Annotated in this window: 10 protein-coding genes, 2 rRNA genes and 1 pseudogene (1 of these 13 only partly in view); all 13 read right to left on the minus strand. The window is 41.7% G+C overall.

Features of this window, described 5'->3' with window-relative positions; genetic code table 11:
• Positions 1–451, minus strand: a 23S ribosomal RNA gene (locus tag CYK55_RS12385); it reaches 2,464 nt to the left of the window's first position.
• 230 nt (positions 452–681) lie between these two features.
• Positions 682–2,242: ribosomal RNA gene (locus CYK55_RS12390) — 16S ribosomal RNA — on the minus strand.
• The 16S and 23S rRNA genes sit together here, the layout of an rRNA operon.
• Before the next feature lie 914 nt (positions 2,243–3,156).
• Positions 3,157–4,653, minus strand: a complete 1,497-nt coding sequence (gene lysS / locus CYK55_RS12395; protein WP_010734126.1) for a lysine--tRNA ligase — start codon at positions 4,651–4,653, stop codon at positions 3,157–3,159.
• Positions 4,654–4,768: 115 nt separating this feature from the next.
• Positions 4,769–5,767 (minus strand): tRNA dihydrouridine synthase DusB, encoded by a 999-nt coding sequence (gene dusB / locus CYK55_RS12400; RefSeq protein ID WP_034688554.1) that lies wholly within the window; start codon positions 5,765–5,767, stop codon positions 4,769–4,771.
• A complete protein-coding gene (gene hslO / locus CYK55_RS12405; RefSeq protein WP_034688555.1) occupies positions 5,768–6,655 on the minus strand; it encodes an Hsp33 family molecular chaperone HslO in 888 nt (295 codons plus the stop codon).
• 152 nt (positions 6,656–6,807) lie between these two features.
• Positions 6,808–8,904, minus strand: a complete 2,097-nt coding sequence (gene ftsH / locus CYK55_RS12410; protein WP_034688556.1) for an ATP-dependent zinc metalloprotease FtsH — start codon at positions 8,902–8,904, stop codon at positions 6,808–6,810.
• 90 nt (positions 8,905–8,994) lie between these two features.
• Positions 8,995–9,540 carry a hypoxanthine phosphoribosyltransferase gene (gene hpt / locus CYK55_RS12415; protein WP_010734122.1) on the minus strand — a complete coding sequence of 182 codons (546 nt, stop codon included), beginning with the start codon at positions 9,538–9,540 and terminating at the stop codon, positions 8,995–8,997.
• On the minus strand, positions 9,540–10,970 hold the full coding sequence (gene tilS / locus CYK55_RS12420; RefSeq protein ID WP_126134374.1) for a tRNA lysidine(34) synthetase TilS: 1,431 nt from the start codon (positions 10,968–10,970) through the stop codon (positions 9,540–9,542). Before tilS ends, hpt begins: the two co-directional genes overlap by 1 nt.
• Positions 10,971–11,048: 78 nt before the next feature.
• The gene (locus tag CYK55_RS12425; RefSeq protein ID WP_010734120.1) at positions 11,049–11,519 is read right to left on the minus strand and encodes a S1 domain-containing RNA-binding protein; all 471 of its coding nucleotides are present in this window, start codon (positions 11,517–11,519) and stop codon (positions 11,049–11,051) included.
• A 46-nt stretch (positions 11,520–11,565) separates the two neighbouring features.
• Positions 11,566–11,991, minus strand: coding sequence for an FtsB family cell division protein (locus CYK55_RS12430; protein WP_034688558.1), 426 nt, complete (start codon positions 11,989–11,991; stop codon positions 11,566–11,568).
• Positions 11,992–12,054: 63 nt separating this feature from the next.
• Positions 12,055–12,330 (minus strand): RNA-binding S4 domain-containing protein, encoded by a 276-nt coding sequence (locus tag CYK55_RS12435; protein ID WP_019722335.1) that lies wholly within the window; start codon positions 12,328–12,330, stop codon positions 12,055–12,057.
• A gap of 9 nt (positions 12,331–12,339) precedes the next feature.
• A pseudogene (locus CYK55_RS12440) lies at positions 12,340–13,936 on the minus strand (putative polysaccharide biosynthesis protein).
• A gap of 15 nt (positions 13,937–13,951) precedes the next feature.
• Complete coding sequence (gene mfd, locus CYK55_RS12445; protein WP_126134375.1) at positions 13,952–17,473, minus strand: transcription-repair coupling factor; 3,522 nt, start codon at positions 17,471–17,473, stop codon at positions 13,952–13,954.
• Positions 17,474–17,486: the final 13 nt, after the last annotated feature.

The raw sequence follows: 17,486 nt of genomic DNA on the forward strand, positions 1-17,486 counted from the left end.
TCCTCCCGGATTCCGACGGAATTCCTCGTGTTCCGCCGTACTCAGGATCCTCCTAGGTGCCTTCCAAATTTCATCTACGGGGCTTTCACCCTCTCTGACTGACTTTTCCAAGTCATTCGACTATCTGAAAGAACTACCATATCGGAGTCCTACAACCCCAATGAGCAAGCTCATTGGTTTGGGCTTTTCCCGTTTCGCTCGCCGCTACTCAGGGAATCGAATTTTCTTTCTCTTCCTGCAGGTACTTAGATGTTTCAGTTCTCTGCGTCTACCTCGTATACGCTATGTATTCACGTATACGTAACATCCTATAAAAGATGCTGGGTTCCCCCATTCGGAAATCTCTGGATCATAGCTTACGTACAGCTCCCCAAAGCATATCGGTGTTAGTCCCGTCCTTCATCGGCTCCTAGTGCCAAGGCATCCACCGTGCGCCCTTATTCACTTAACCTTATCAACCTTACGGTTGGGTTTTGATCTTTCTTCTAGCGATAGAAGTCCAATCAAGAAAAATAAGCAATTGAACTTATTAAAAAACTCATTCAACGCGGTGTTCTCGGTTTGTATTACTTACATTTTTACTTCAATATCCAGTTTTCAATGAACAAAATTTTGAGAGTAGACCTCTCAAAACTGAACAAAGTATCGACAAACGTGTGTAGTCTCCGTAATATTCCTTAGAAAGGAGGTGATCCAGCCGCACCTTCCGATACGGCTACCTTGTTACGACTTCACCCCAATCATCTATCCCACCTTAGGCGGCTGGCTCCAAAAAGGTTACCTCACCGACTTCGGGTGTTACAAACTCTCGTGGTGTGACGGGCGGTGTGTACAAGGCCCGGGAACGTATTCACCGCGGCGTGCTGATCCGCGATTACTAGCGATTCCGGCTTCATGTAGGCGAGTTGCAGCCTACAATCCGAACTGAGAGAAGCTTTAAGAGATTAGCTTAGCCTCGCGACTTCGCGACTCGTTGTACTTCCCATTGTAGCACGTGTGTAGCCCAGGTCATAAGGGGCATGATGATTTGACGTCATCCCCACCTTCCTCCGGTTTGTCACCGGCAGTCTTGCTAGAGTGCCCAACTAAATGATGGCAACTAACAATAAGGGTTGCGCTCGTTGCGGGACTTAACCCAACATCTCACGACACGAGCTGACGACAACCATGCACCACCTGTCACTTTGCCCCCGAAGGGGAAGCTCTATCTCTAGAGTGGTCAAAGGATGTCAAGACCTGGTAAGGTTCTTCGCGTTGCTTCGAATTAAACCACATGCTCCACCGCTTGTGCGGGCCCCCGTCAATTCCTTTGAGTTTCAACCTTGCGGTCGTACTCCCCAGGCGGAGTGCTTAATGCGTTAGCTGCAGCACTGAAGGGCGGAAACCCTCCAACACTTAGCACTCATCGTTTACGGCGTGGACTACCAGGGTATCTAATCCTGTTTGCTCCCCACGCTTTCGAGCCTCAGCGTCAGTTACAGACCAGAGAGCCGCCTTCGCCACTGGTGTTCCTCCATATATCTACGCATTTCACCGCTACACATGGAATTCCACTCTCCTCTTCTGCACTCAAGTCTCCCAGTTTCCAATGACCCTCCCCGGTTGAGCCGGGGGCTTTCACATCAGACTTAAGAAACCGCCTGCGCTCGCTTTACGCCCAATAAATCCGGACAACGCTTGCCACCTACGTATTACCGCGGCTGCTGGCACGTAGTTAGCCGTGGCTTTCTGGTTAGATACCGTCAAGGGGTGAACAGTTACTCTCACCCTTGTTCTTCTCTAACAACAGAGTTTTACGATCCGAAAACCTTCTTCACTCACGCGGCGTTGCTCGGTCAGACTTTCGTCCATTGCCGAAGATTCCCTACTGCTGCCTCCCGTAGGAGTTTGGGCCGTGTCTCAGTCCCAATGTGGCCGATCACCCTCTCAGGTCGGCTATGCATCGTGGCCTTGGTGAGCCGTTACCTCACCAACTAGCTAATGCACCGCGGGTCCATCCATCAGCGGCACCGTAAAGCGCCTTTCAAAACGAAACCATGCGGTTTCGATTGTTATACGGTATTAGCACCTGTTTCCAAGTGTTATCCCCTTCTGATGGGCAGGTTACCCACGTGTTACTCACCCGTTCGCCACTCCTCTTTTCCCGGTGGAGCAAGCTCCGGTGGGAAAAGAGGCGTTCGACTTGCATGTATTAGGCACGCCGCCAGCGTTCGTCCTGAGCCAGGATCAAACTCTCATAATAAAAGTTAGAACAATCTTGCGATTGTTAAGCTCAATTTGTTTGCTAGCATATTGCTTGCTTGTTAAAAATGTTTGTTGTCTTGAATTGAATCAAGACGCCCTACACATTTGGTTTGTCTTACTTTGTTCAGTTTTCAAAGGTCTACGTGATAATTGAAACACAACTGTCTCAATTCATCATTTGTGATTGCCGTAGCAACTTTTATATCTTAGCAAACTCTCGGATGATTGTCAACTATTTTTTAAAAGTTTTTTGAACTCGTTTTTCACGAGGCTGTCTCAGCAACTCACTTATCATAACTCATCGTTTGTTATTTGTCAATAGTTAATTTTGTTTTTTTCTTTGCGAAATCAACGTTTATCTATTGTCGTTCACAAGCGACTTGGTTATCTTATCATGTGTTGTCCCACACGTCAAGAACTTTTTTATGATCATTCAGAAGTTATGAAACTTAACTTTTGAACAAATAATAATATACCAACTAAAATCTTATTGGTCAACGAATTTTTTTGTGTTTTTTCAAGTTTTTTACTTATACGATTAATATACTAAAAAACGATATAAACGTTCGCATTTTGCACGGCATAAAGATGTTGAAAACCTTTATCTATTACAAATCATTCGCCATTGCAATTATGGTGAAACTTCTATAAAGTAGACCCATTTCTAATGGTTCCGTTTTCTTTTTTTATATCTATCTTCCCCCTTGCTATAACTTTCTCTGAAAAGGTTCATTGATACGCATTTACTTAGAAATTAGTTTCAATAAAATCTTAAATATAGAACCAGATTCCAAGCAAAGTTATCTCATTTTTTCTCTAAAAAATAAATCGACAACAGCTAGAAATAAAAATCATTTCTGGCTATTGTCGGTTTGGTTCCCTGAACAGGTTGTTTCTAGTTATGTTTCAGATTTAACGCATGGTTGGGAATAGTAATACGTCACGGATTGATTGAGCATCGGTCAATAGCATGACTAGACGGTCGATTCCGATACCTAGTCCGCCAGTTGGTGGCATACCATATTCTAGTGCTTCTAAGAAGTCTTCGTCTAAGCCATGTGCTTCATCGTTTCCAAGCTCGCGTTCTTTTTCTTGCGCTTCAAAACGTTCTCTTTGATCGATTGGATCATTCAGCTCAGTAAAGGCATTAGCAAATTCTTTTCCTGTGATGAACAATTCGAAACGGTCAGTAAAACGGGGGTCTTCAGGATTTTTCTTCGCCAATGGAGAAACTTCTACTGGATGTCCATAGACAAACGTAGGTTGCACTAAGGTTTCTTCCACAAACGCTTCAAAGAATTCATTGATGACGTGACCAACCCCCATTGCTTCTGTCACTTCAACTTGGTGTTCTTTTGCAATCGCTAATGCTTCTTCTAAGGTCATTTCTTTCCAGAAATCAACACCTGTATGCTCTTTGATTGCATCGACCATATGCACACGTTTGAAATCACTCTCTAAGTCAACTGCTTGACCTGCATAAGTGATTTTAGCTGTTCCTAATACTTTTTCAGCTGCATTACGGATGATACCTTCTGTCAAGTTCATCACATCTTGAAAATCAGTATATGCAGTGTATGCTTCAAGCATCGTGAACTCTGGGTTGTGGGTCGTATCGATTCCTTCATTGCGGAATACACGGCCGATCTCATAAACTTTTTCCATACCGCCAACAATCAGACGTTTCAAATGAAGTTCTAACGCAATACGTAGATATAAATCCATATCTAACGCATTGTGATGTGTGATAAACGGACGTGCTGCTGCTCCGCCGGCTTCATTATGCAAGACTGGTGTTTCCACTTCGATATAGCCGTTCCCATCTAAATAACGACGGATCTCACTAATGATTTGACTGCGTTTCATGAAGCGGTCAAAACTATCTCTATTACTTACTAAATCAAGGTAACGCTGTCTGTATCGTTGTTCGATGTTCGTTAATCCATGATATTTATCTGGTAATGGACGAAGTGCTTTTGATAAGATGACGATTTCAGAGGCTTTGATCGATACCTCACCTGTATCAGTTTTCATGATTTCTCCAGTTACGCCAAAGAAATCTCCTAAGTCAGCATGTTTGAATACTTCATAAGCTTCTTCACCTACTCGGTCTTTGCGTACGTAGATTTGGATTTGGCCTTCTCTGTCTTGCAGATGGGCAAATCCAGCTTTACCTTTTCCACGGCGTGTCATCATACGGCCAGCAACACTCGCTGTCAATGCCATCTCCGCCAATTCTTCTTTTGTACGTGGATCAAATAATTCGTGCAATTCTTGGGAATTATGTGTACGCTCAAATCGCTTACCAAATGGATCAATCCCATTTTCTCTCAATTGCTCCATTTTTTCACGACGAACAATCATTTGATCGTTTAAATCTTCTAATTGATTTTGTTGTTCCTCAGTCACAAAAGTTCCTCCATTCTCATCTTATTCTCTTCCTTATAATGCCAATGAAACGCAAAAAAAGCAAGCCGAACTTAGTGTTTCGGCTTGAATTTCGCAAAAAACTTACAATAACTTTCTAAGATTGAAGTGATAATTTTTCACTTTTTTCAATCAATTGGTCAAGAAGTTCATTGATTTCATACTGTTTCTCAGTCTTATTGATCGCTAATTTGATCTTGGCTGCACGTGAGATACCTTTTAGATAGTAGGAAGCGTGTGTCCGAAACTCACGACAGGCGATGGTTTCTCCTTTTAAATCAACTAAACGTTCTAGATGTAATTTTGCAGTAGTGATTTTTTCGCGTGCGGTTGGTTCCGGAATCAGCTCTCCAGTTTCTAAATAATGTTGTGTCCGATGGATCATCCAAGGATTTCCTAGAGCAGCACGGCCGATCATAACGCCATCGGCACCCACGTATTCCAACATGCGTTTTGCATCCTCTGGTGTTTTGACGTCTCCGTTACCCATAAAAGGGATCGTTAGATGTTTTTTGACTTCCTTTAACACTTCCCAATTGGCTTTCCCTTCATACATTTGCACACGTGTTCGTCCGTGCATGGCTACGGCACCGGCACCGGCTGCTTGAGCGGCTAATGCGTTTTCGACAGCAAAAACGTGTTCTTCGTCCCAACCAATACGCATTTTCACAGTAACTGGCACATCAACTGCCGATGCAACTGCATGAACCATTTCATAGACTTTATCAGGATCTAATAACCATTTTGCACCTGCTTCAGCTTTGATGATTTTATTGACTGGGCATCCCATATTGATATCAATGATATCTGCTGTAGTATGTTTCTCAACAAACTGTGCTGCTTCTACTAGTGTGTCTTTGTTCCCACCAAATATTTGCAAGCTTAACGGATGTTCAGTTTCGTCGATATGCAGCATTTCCAATGTTTTTTTGTTGCGGAAATGGATACCTTGGTCACTGATCATCTCGCAAACGACCATTCCTGCACCAAATTCTTTAACGGTTACACGAAATGCGGCATTCGTGATCCCTGCCATTGGTGCTACAACAACGCGATTCGGTATTTCAACGTTCCCGATTTTCCATGTGTGATCCACTTATAATCCTCCCAAGGCTTCTGTCTTCAATGCTGCTAGGTCACCTTCTGTGTAGGTATACTTACTATTACAAAATGAGCAAACTGCCTCTGCGCCATGGTCTTCATCGATCATTGCTTGGATTTCTGCTGCGCCTAAAGCAATGATTGCTGCGCCAAACTTTTCTTTCGAACAATCACATTTAAATTGCACAGGCATTTTTTCTAGTACTTGCAATTCGTCTGTTCCTAACAATCCTTGCAAGATTTCTTCAGGTGTCAACCCTTCATCTAAGAGTGTAGAAATACGTGGTGTTGTTTTCAGTTGCTCTTCGATTTTCGCAATCGTTTCTTCGTCTGCCCCTGGCATGACCTGGATCATAAAACCGCCCGCTGTTTTGATGGTATCATCCGTATTGACTAAGACGCTTAGCCCTACAGCTGAAGGGATTTGTTCTGAAATCGCTAAATAGTACGTGAAATCTTCAGCTAGTTCACCAGATACAATCGGTGTTTGTCCTGAAAAAGGTTCTTTTAAACCTAGATCTTTTGTCACACTAAACATCCCTTGTGTCCCTACTGCTCCACGTACATCGATTTTTCCTTCTGCGTTCAGCGGTAAACTCAGGTGTGGATTTTTGATATACCCTTTGACATCACCTTTACCATTCGCATCAACAACGATCCCACCTGCAGGGCCATCTCCTTGGATGCGTACTGTTAATTTATCTTCTCCTTTAACTGTCGCACCTAGAAGCAGACTGCCAACTAATGCACGGCCTAATGCTGCTGATGATGTATGCCAAGTATCATGGCGTTGCTGCGCTTCTGCGACAGTATTGGTTGCACGAACAGCATATGCTCGAACAAACCCGTCATTGGCTAATGCCTTCACTAAATAATCTTCCATTTGTATGTACCTCATTTCCCGATTTTAAAACTCATAGTGAATCATACTAGTAACTTCCAAATTTTTCAACTTTTGAATTTGTAAATTCTACGTTTCTATTTTAATTGTCAGACACAAAAAAAGAGCTGCGACTTTCGTCACAGCTTCTTTCTTTATCTATTTTGATCATCTGAATGATTTTGTTCATCCGTTGAAGTCGATTGATTGTCATCATTCAACTCTTTTTTCGCTTCATCAAACTCATGTTTTTCTTCTGCTTGTTTTTCCGCATCTTTTTCTTCTAGTGCACGTTTTGCTTCTTCAAACGTTTGTGCTTCTTTTTCACTAGGGAAGTCTGCCGATTCTGCTCCTTCAGGCATTACACCTTTTTCAAAGAGAGATTTGATTGCTTTGGCATCCAATGTTTCAAATTCAAGCAGTTTTTCTGCGATCAGTTTGTGTTGCGCACGGTGTGCTTCGATGATTTCATGTGCTTTTTGATGTGCTTCCATCAAGATCTTGCGTACTTCTTGGTCGATTTCAAAAGCAACTTGTTCTGAGTATGCTTTCGTTTGACCATAGTCACGGCCTACGAATACTTGGTGGTTTCCTTCATATTGGACAGGACCTAAGCGATCACTCATCCCATACTCTGTAACCATACTTCTTGCTAGTGCTGTTGCTTGTTCAAAGTCATTTGATGCACCAGTAGATTGAACGTTGAAGATGATTTCTTCTGCGGTACGTCCACCTAGTAGTCCAACGATTTGTTCAAACATATCTTCTTTTGTCATTAAGAATTGATCTTCTTTTGGCAAAGCGATCATATATCCACCAGCACGTCCACGCGGGATGATCGTTACTTTGTGAACGACACGGGCACGACTCAAGACAAGCCCAACGATCGTATGACCTGCTTCATGGTATGCGACCATTTCGCGTTCGCGTTTGCTGATGACACGGTCTTTCTTCGCTGGTCCAGCAATCACGCGGTCTTCTGCTTCATCGATATCAGAAGCATCGATTTTTTTCTTATTTCGACGAGCAGCTACTAATGCTGCTTCATTTAAGACGTTTTCTAAATCAGCACCAGCAAAACCTGGTGTTTGTTGTGCTACGACTTTTAAATCAACATCGTCAGCAATTGGTTTGTTTCTTGCGTGAACTCGTAAAATCGCTTCACGGCCTTTGACATCTGGACGACCAACTAAAATTTGACGGTCAAAACGTCCTGGACGAAGTAAGGCTGGATCTAATACGTCTGAACGGTTTGTCGCTGCAATCACGATCACGCCTTCATTTCCATCGAATCCATCCATTTCAACAAGCAATTGGTTCAGTGTTTGTTCACGTTCATCGTGTCCGCCACCCATACCAGCGCCACGTTGACGACCGACAGCATCGATTTCATCAATAAAGATGATTGCTGGAGCATTCTTTTTCGCAGTTTCAAATAAGTCACGAACTCGGCTTGCACCGACCCCAACAAACATTTCAACAAAGTCTGAACCCGAAATAGAGTAGAATGGTACGCCAGCTTCACCAGCAACTGCTTTAGCAAGCAACGTTTTACCTGTTCCTGGAGGTCCTTCTAAGAGAACTCCGGCTGGGATACGTGCGCCTAATTCAATGAAGCGTCTTGGATCTTTTAGAAACTCAACGACTTCGACAAGTTCTTGTTTTTCTTCTTCCGCACCCGCTACATCAGAGAAACGAACGCGATTTGCTTTTTTGTCGGCTTCTTTTGCTTTGGATTTCCCAAAGTTCATCACACGGCCTCCGCCGCCTCCGCCGCCTCCTTGTTGTCCCATCATCATATAGAAGAAGAAGACGATGATCACGATTGGCAAGAAGCTTAATAGGAGTGATACCCACACGCCACTACTTGATTCTTCTCTGATCGTAGTTGCTACGTTGTTGTCTTTTGCCAAATCTGTGACTTGGCTCAATGTTGTATCGTTTGGCAAAATAATCGTAGTGAAGTGCGTAGTTGATGTCTCAGTAGTACCTAGAATCGATAGACCGCCACTATTTGCAACTGTCTGTTGTTCTTTGTATTCACCTGAGATCTTATACACACCATTAGCAGGTTGCACCTCAAAGCTTTTGATTTTGCCTTCTTGTAATTGTTCAGTGAATTTTGAGTACTCGATATCTGACGATCGTTGGCCATTGTTACCAAAAATAAAGTAGACGACCATTACCATCGCTAAGATTACGAGGACATAATACAAGGCATTTTTCATCATGCCATTGTTTTTTTTGTTCATAGTTGTCCTCCCTATGCGTTATTTTTACTTGATAAATCTTTTATCAATCCTGACCATACTATTGTAACATAATTTATGAAAGATAGATGATTAATTTGATTGATAAACGCTCGGTTTTAGTACACCGATGTATGGAAGATTTCGATAGGCTTCTGCATAATCTAATCCGTAACCTACCACAAACTCGTTTGGCACATTGAAACCAATGTAATCCGCTTCGATATCTACGACTCTGCCTTCGGGCTTATCAAGGAGTGTCACGATTTTGACTGAGTTTGCTTTACGGTATTTAAATAGATCGACTAAATAAGCAAGTGTTCTTCCGCTATCAATGATGTCTTCGACGATCAATAAATCACGGCCTTCCACATTCGTATCCAAGTCTTTTACGATTTTTACTTCACCTGATGAAACAGTTGCGTTACCGTAACTTGAAACATCCATAAAATCCAATTCTAGGTAAGCATCGATTGAACGGATAATGTCTGCCATGAATGGCACAGCACCTTTCAATACACCAACAACCAAGGGATTTTTATCTTGATAATTTTCAGTTAACTCTTTTCCTAGTTCTTTACAACGAACTTGTATCTCTTCTTGCGTGATCAATACTCTCTCGATATCTTTTTCTAACATCAGGTTCTCCTTCCAATTGCTTCTTTTTGATATTTGTAAAGAAGTATGTAGTGTATTTTATCAGTTTCTACACCAATACTCAAATAAGAATGGACAAAAGGGACTAAACTCCATAGATTTCTCCCCTCATCTATAATAACCCATGAATTTGTTCGTTGTGCAACAGATATTTTTTTATCGATAAAATATCTTGACACTTTTTTGTTCAATGTCTCCGTCAATTGGATGCGATCTCCCGGTTTTCGCCGATCGACCCAAAGCGATTGTTCGGCTGATAACCATAGATCATGAGTGAAGATTTCACCTGTTTCATCCAATTTCCAATCTGGCAGTTGGTCGGGTGTGTAGATCCCTAACCATTCCGACTCTCCTAACTGAATGGATTGATTCGGTATGATTTTTAACGGAGTATTTTGGTGATTAGTTGATCGTTCCTTTTTTCTTTCATAAAGATAAAGTACTTCATAGGAACGTTCGATCACCCAGCGTTTACCCAGATCAATCTGCCATTGTCCTGCGGCTTGTTCACATTGTTGTAACAACGTATCAATTTGTTTTTCTTTGATCGTCACTTTCGTAACTGGAAAAACGTAATCAAAGAACGTGTAAAAGAAGAAGTAACGTTCAAATGATTCCAAACTTTCGATCACCTTCCACGGAATAGATAAGCGCTCTTCTCCATACGTAAGATATTCCGTGATCATCTGATGAGTATTTTTTCGGATAAATTGTTCTGCCCATTGGATTTGTTGCGAGAATTTTTGGAAATGAGCCATCGCCTGGTTATTTTCTTTTTTCAATTGTGGTACGACTAAATGACGAAGTCGATTACGTTGGACAGTTAGTTCCTGATTGGTATGGTCTTCAAAAAAAGGTAAATCTTCTGCTTCCGCATACGCATACAATTGTTCCTTACTAAATGACAACAACGGTCGAATAAGTCGTCCACCAGCAAAAGGTTGCGTTTCCTTGATTCCCGCATACGTACCTAGCTGCCCACCCCGAATGATTTTCATCAAAATTGTTTCCATTTGATCATCCCCATGGTGCGCTGTCATCAATGTATCATAATGATAATGTCGTACGATCTCATCAAATTTCTCATACCGAAAAGCTCGAGCAGCCGTTTCAATTCCTTGTTCCACTGGATCCTCCCATACTTCTAAGTGGAAAGTAAGATTGTTTTTATCGCAAAAGTCAGCAAGATGGGCTGCTTCATCCGCAGAAACGCTCCGTAAGCGATGATCGATATGGACAACCCCTAACCGAAAGCCAATTTGTTTTCGGGCGGTCATTAAGCAATCGAGTAAAACCATCGAGTCTACACCACCGGAAACAGCAACTAGTATTTTCGCATGTTCAGACAGATAGCCTCGGCGTAAGCCTCTTTTTATAAATGCTTGTTTAAACTGACTTGCTCTTCTATCCATTGGTGTCACATCCTTTTACAAAATAAAAAGAGCGGACAAAAGTCTGTGACAATTGCCTGCCCTTCAATTTCGCTTAGCTTAGCTACGGCGACCGCCACGGCCTCCGCGTTTTCCTTCTGTGTTGCGTTTTAAGGAAGTCAATCGATCATCGCTATCTTTTAAAAATGAGCTCATCAATGAATCGAAGTCTTCTTTTGTATTGGAAGGTTGGCTGCGAGAAAAAGATTTTTTCTGCGGTGCGCGTCCTCGATTATCTCGAGTTTCTTTTTGTGGATATCTCTTTTGACGATTTTCATCATTGGTTTCTACTGGTTGCTCTTGTGCTTTGCGGATAGATAAACCGATTTTACCATCATCATTGACTGTAATGACTTTGACTGTTACCTCATCACCAACGCTCAATACATCATGAATATCCTTGATATAACCGTTTGATACTTCACTGATATGAACTAACCCTGTTTTGCCAGCTCCTAAATCAATAAATGCGCCAAAATTTGTGATTCCTGAAACTTTTCCTTGCAGTTTTGCTCCTACCTCGATTGACATAAAAAAAATGTTCCTCCTAATTATTTCCCTTTTTTTATATTACTGCTTATTGGGCAGTTGTTGAACTCGTTGTTTGTTCATCGGTGTCTGCTGAATTATCTGTCGTAGATTCAAGTATCGGGTAGACTTGCTCCCCTTCTTTTGAATAGAAAAATTTGCTTCTAGCAAGTTTTGCTACATAATCTTCATCTTTAAGCAATTTCACGTCTTCTGTGAGTTGGTCTACATCTTTATTGATTAGTTGTAACTCTGTATCTGCTTCGACTTTTAATTCATTTAAATGATTCATTCGTTGCATATCATTAAAAATTTGGAAACCTATTACAGCGAAAATGACCAAAGCACCTAAAAAGATGGCTGCTAACCTGCGTCTACGAAAAATCAATTGGCGTTGTTGTTGTTGAAATTCGACATATTTTTTCTTTGCATACTCTGTGTCTAGTGCAGCGATTTTATTGCTTTTGTTTGCCACCTGTATTCGCTCCAATCTTTTTTGATTGTCATTCTTTATTATACCAACATCCTGAATGCTTGTCTAATCTATTTCGCTTGTGTTTTGTACTCGTGTTTCTGACAAGACTTCATACATTTTTTGTGCATCTTCTTTTTTTGTTGACTCATGTAACTCTGCTACCTTGATTTCCATCGTCTTGTTGCCAAATTGGATGTCCAATTGGTCTCCAACTTTGACATCACTGGAAGATTTCGCTAGTTTGCCATTGATTTTGATTCGTCCTTTATCCGCCACTTCCTTAGCGACAGATCGGCGCTTGATGATTCGCGAGATTTTTAAAAATTTATCTAGTCGCATCTCATGTCCTCACTTTTCTTTTTTTATTTTCTTCAAACGTAAGATTTTCTTACCAAATGGCAGTAACAGCCATTCACGGATCGTAAATAATTTTGTCCAGATCACTGCATATACAAATGTGACTACACCTATAATGACACCACCTAGGCTGGCAAAAAGAGCAGTCGAGCGATGGTTCACTGGACCAAACAATAAGTTTAAGAAGCCATAATACACAAATAATGCTAAGACCATACAACCTAAACATTGGATCAATTTCTTACCAAATTTTCGTTCGTGCCAAAAACTATTGATTGCTGGAGTTTCAGTACGGACAAAATACCATAAAGTCACTGATAGTCCAAGTAATGTCGATAAACTAGCACCGACTGTTCCTAAATAACTCGTGAGAAGGGGGTAGCTAAAGCTTTAGCAAGCAAGCCCCAACCAGCACCCTTTAGTGAGGGGCGGAAAGAGTTTTTACTTTGAGCAATGCTTTGGTACGCTTGAATAATTGCAGTTAGTCCAATGGAAAAAACAAATAGAACTAGTGTCATATTCCCAGCATAATCTTTAAACAATGCGTAATTGATATAAGGCAACAATACAGCTAATCCTACTGAAGCTGCCAACGCCAATGCAGTCGTCAGACGCAAGTAAATTTTTGCTGTGGAATAAAATTGTCCTTTGACTGCACTCGTTAGGTAGCGGGTCAACGCGGGTAAGAACGTAGCACTTAAAGCTGTAGCAATAACTAATCCTAATTGAACTAACGGTTGCCCACGATCATATACTCCTTTAGCTATTTTAGATGCTTGCTCGGATAAACCATAGATTTGTAACGCATTCTTAACAAAAAAAGAATCAATCAATTGGAAGAAGATCAATAGACCACTATAAATGGATACTAATCCCCTTCAACCAAGAAACGGCGCACGAGTGATTTCGCTGGCCTTCTTAAAATTGGAAAGTGGCGGAAGCTCAATGCACCACCATGGATTTTTTGTTCATAATAATACAGTACACCATATGCACATACGCCACCAAATACTGCGCCACTCATTGCCGCTGTGCCTGTTTGATAGACTGTCCAGCCTAATTGCTTAAAGGCAATCGCGCTAAAAACAATGATTGCTACACGAACAATTTGTTCCACGACTTGTGAAACTGCTGTGGGCTCCATTAAAAATCGACCTTGAAAATTCCCACGATAATAAGATAGTCCTGGCATCAACAAAAACGTGAAGGAGACGATCCGAATCAACGGCATCAATTGTTGATCCCCCATCATGAGAGCGATCCAGTGACTAAATGAAAATACGAAGAGCCAGAGTAAAAAGCCTGACCAAAAAACAAGAGGATAAAGATTTTTCAATGCTTGTCTTTGTTCGAAAGGGTCTTTTTTTTCTGCTACATATTTAGAGATAAACTGGGGTAGCCCCGACAAAGCGAGTGTCATCGCAATACCATAAATAGGATAAACTTGTTGATAAACATAAAAACCTTCATCGCCCACTAAGTTTTGCAATGGAATCCGATATAGTGCGCTGAGTACTTTTGCTATAAAAGAGGCAAGCGTCAACACAAAGGCACCATGCATCACTTGACGCATTTCTTTATGATCCAAAGGTTCAGCCCCTTCCTATGCAGTCGCATATTTCTGTTCGCGCAATGCTTTGACAAATTGTTGGATTTCTTGCAGCCAAACAGCAGTCGTTGTTTGAGGTGGCAAGGTCAAACGAATCATCATTTGTTCTTTTTCCACACCAAGTCCTGCTTTTAATTTTGTGGCAGTCAGCGCTTCAAATAATTGTTCAACCGTGTAGCGTTTTGTTCCCACTTTGCTCAACTTGAACACGATGGTTTGTTGTTGCTTACGAATCATCTCTAGCAATGCACGATCGCCATCCATTTTGATTTGTCCAATCGTCAACAAATGCGCGACTTCTTCAGGATATTCACCAAAACGATCCAGTAGATCTGCTTCTAATTCTTCCAACATCTCTTGTGAATCCAATTCGCGAATCCGTTTATAGATTTCGATTTTTTGGCGTTGATCTGACACATAACTTTCTGGTAGATAGGCATCGACGCCTAGATCGAGCTCCACAGAAGTTTTTTCTGTTTGCTGATTTTTACCTTGTTTACGAGCGACTGCCTCACTCAACATTTGAGAGTACATATCAAAACCAACAGCATCGATAAATCCATGTTGTTGCGCCCCTAGCAAGTTACCAGCACCACGGATCGATAAATCTCGCATCGCGATTTTAAATCCTGAACCCAATTCCGTAAAGTCTTTGATTGCTTGAAGACGCTTTTCACTGACTTCATTAAGGATTTTTTGCTGTTCGTACATAAAATAAGCATAAGCGACACGATTGCTTCGTCCGACACGTCCTCGTAATTGGTAAAGCGTAGATAGTCCCATATAATCGGCATTTTCTACGAAGAGTGTGTTTGCATTCGGGATATCCACTCCAGTTTCGATGATCGTCGTCGTCACTAAGACATCATACTGTCCTTCGATAAAGTCGAATAGTGTGTTTTCCAGTTGGACTTCCGTCATCTGTCCATGGGCATAAGCGATTCTCGCTTCTGGAACTAATGCTTGAATTTCTTCTACTTTACGCTCAATCGTTTCTACACGATTATATAAGTAGAAAACTTGTCCTCCACGTCCCATCTCTCGCTGAATCGCTTCTCGGATCGCACCTGGATTTTTTTCCATCACATATGTTTGGATCGGATACCGATTCGCCGGTGGCGTTTCAATCACTGATAGATCCCGTACGCCTAGCATCGACATATGCAGCGTTCGTGGAATAGGTGTCGCTGTCAAAGTCAGCACATCCACTTGCGCACGCAATTGTTTCAAACGTTCTTTGTGTTTTACACCGAAACGTTGTTCTTCATCAACGATCAATAGACCTAAATCACTAAATTCAATATCTTTTGACAATACACGATGAGTACCCACAACAATATCTAGTTGTCCTGTGCGTAATTCTTCGATTGTTTCTTTTTGTTGTTTCTTTGTTCGGAAACGACTCAGCAAACCAACATTCACTGGGAATCCCTCAAAACGTTCCAACATCGTTTCGTAATGTTGTTGCGCCAAGATTGTTGTCGGCACAAGGAAGGCCACTTGTTTGCTTTCCTTGACTGCTTTAAAAGCAGCTCTTAACGCCACTTCGGTTTTCCCGTAACCAACATCCCCCACTAATAAGCGGTCCATTGGTTTTTCTTTTTCCATATCTCGTTTGATTTCCGCTGCACTTCGGAGTTGGTCATCTGTTTCCGAATATGGAAAAGCATTCTCAAATTCTTTTTGATACGAGTCATCCGGACCAAATGCGTATCCTTTTTCTGCTTCTCTGACTGCATACAATTGGATCAAGTCATCCGCAATATCTTCAATTTTTGAGGAGATCTTGCGTTTCGTTTTCGTCCATTCACTACCACCAAGTTTGTTGATTCGTGGTGTTTTGGATTCCGAAGCTACATATTTTTGGATCAAATTCAACTGCGTGACAGGAATAAATAGCTTATCATCATTTTGATAAATGATCGTCATATAATCTTGGTGGACACCGTCGACTTCTAAGGTTTCCATACCGATATATTTCCCGATCCCATGATTCGCATGGACAACGTAATCTCCAGCTTTTAATTCGTTGTAGCTTTTTAGTCGTTCTGCATTCGTTACCGTTTGACGACGTGTCTGTTTTTTTGTTGTCTTTTGAAAAATCTCTTTTTCCGTGATCGTTACGATTTTTTCTTGTGGCAACTCAAAACCTGTCATCAATGCGCCTTCGACTAATTGGACTTGTCCTTTGATCAGTTGGTCTGCTTCTGTTTCTACCACTAATATGTCTTCGTCACGCAACATTTGTTCCGCCTTACGGATACGTTCTTTCGTTGGAATAAAGATGACGACTGTCTGCTCTTGTTTGCGCCAACGATCCATTTCCGTTTTCAGCAATGGCATTTGTCCAAAGAACTGTTGCATCGTGCGATACTGGAACTGGTAAAGTGCTTGGAACCTGAGATTTCCCATTCCTTTTTGGAATAAAGAGAAAAAAGTGGTCGCAAATTTCTCTTTTTGGATGATCCCATGTACATCTGCCACAAATTGTTGTTCAGAGAATACGCGTAACTCACTGATTTTTTGTGTATGCCATTCCGCTGCTTCTCTCTCCATTTCGCGATTCGTTTCCATGATTCTTTGGTAATCGTCCACGATCAGCAAGCTATCTTGGGGAAAATAATCCAAAATCGATAAATGTTCAGGATACAAAAGATCCGCATAGAACTTCGCTTCGTCTGTCGGGACATTTCGTTTCCACTCCGAGATCAACTGACCGAAATAGTCATGCAAAAATTGTCGTTCAGTAGGTTCTGCGGTCGTTGCTAATTTCTTTTCTAAGAGGTTTTCTATTTTGTTGATACCGTCAAGCAGATTCTCTTGAGAATAAATTTGTTCACTTGTTGGTGGCAACCACACTTCTTCGATCTTTTCAATCGATCGTTGCGTATCAGCTTCGAAGTATCTCATGGAATCAATTTCGACATCAAATAATTCCACACGAACAGGGTATTCAAATGTCAAAGGATAGATATCAACAATACTCCCTCGCATACTAAATTCCCCAGGTTTTGCGACCATCTCTGTCCGCTCGTAGCCCATCAAGACGAGTTGTTGCGGTAATGAGTCCACGGCGATCTCGTCGCCAATCTGCCAATGTAATTGGGCATTGCTCCATGTTTCTTTATCAGGAAGACGTTTGTGCAATGCTGCCACTGGAAGAAGATAGATTCCTGGTTCATCTCGTTGCAAACGATTCAACGTCGCTACACGTTCAGCCCGAGCTTCAGGAGAAGAAAAAGCCATTTCTGCGGAAAGCACTTCATCTACTGGAAATAAGTGGATACTTTCAGCCGGCAGAACGTGTTGCAGATCCTCTGCCAATTGGTTGACGTAATATAAATTCGGCATCAGGATAATCAGATTTTTATCCAGTTTTTTAAACGCATGTGCAAACAACAACGTCTTAGCAGATCCAGCTAAACCTGTAATCAACTGTCTAGACATCCGTCGTTCAAGATTCATGGACCATTCAGCCACTTGAGCATCTTTGCCAATCAATTGGATCATATCCATCGTTTCATTCTCC

Source organism: Enterococcus mundtii, assembly GCF_003957375.1.
In the GTDB taxonomy this organism is placed as follows: Bacteria; Bacillota; Bacilli; order Lactobacillales; family Enterococcaceae; genus Enterococcus_B; species Enterococcus_B spodopteracolus.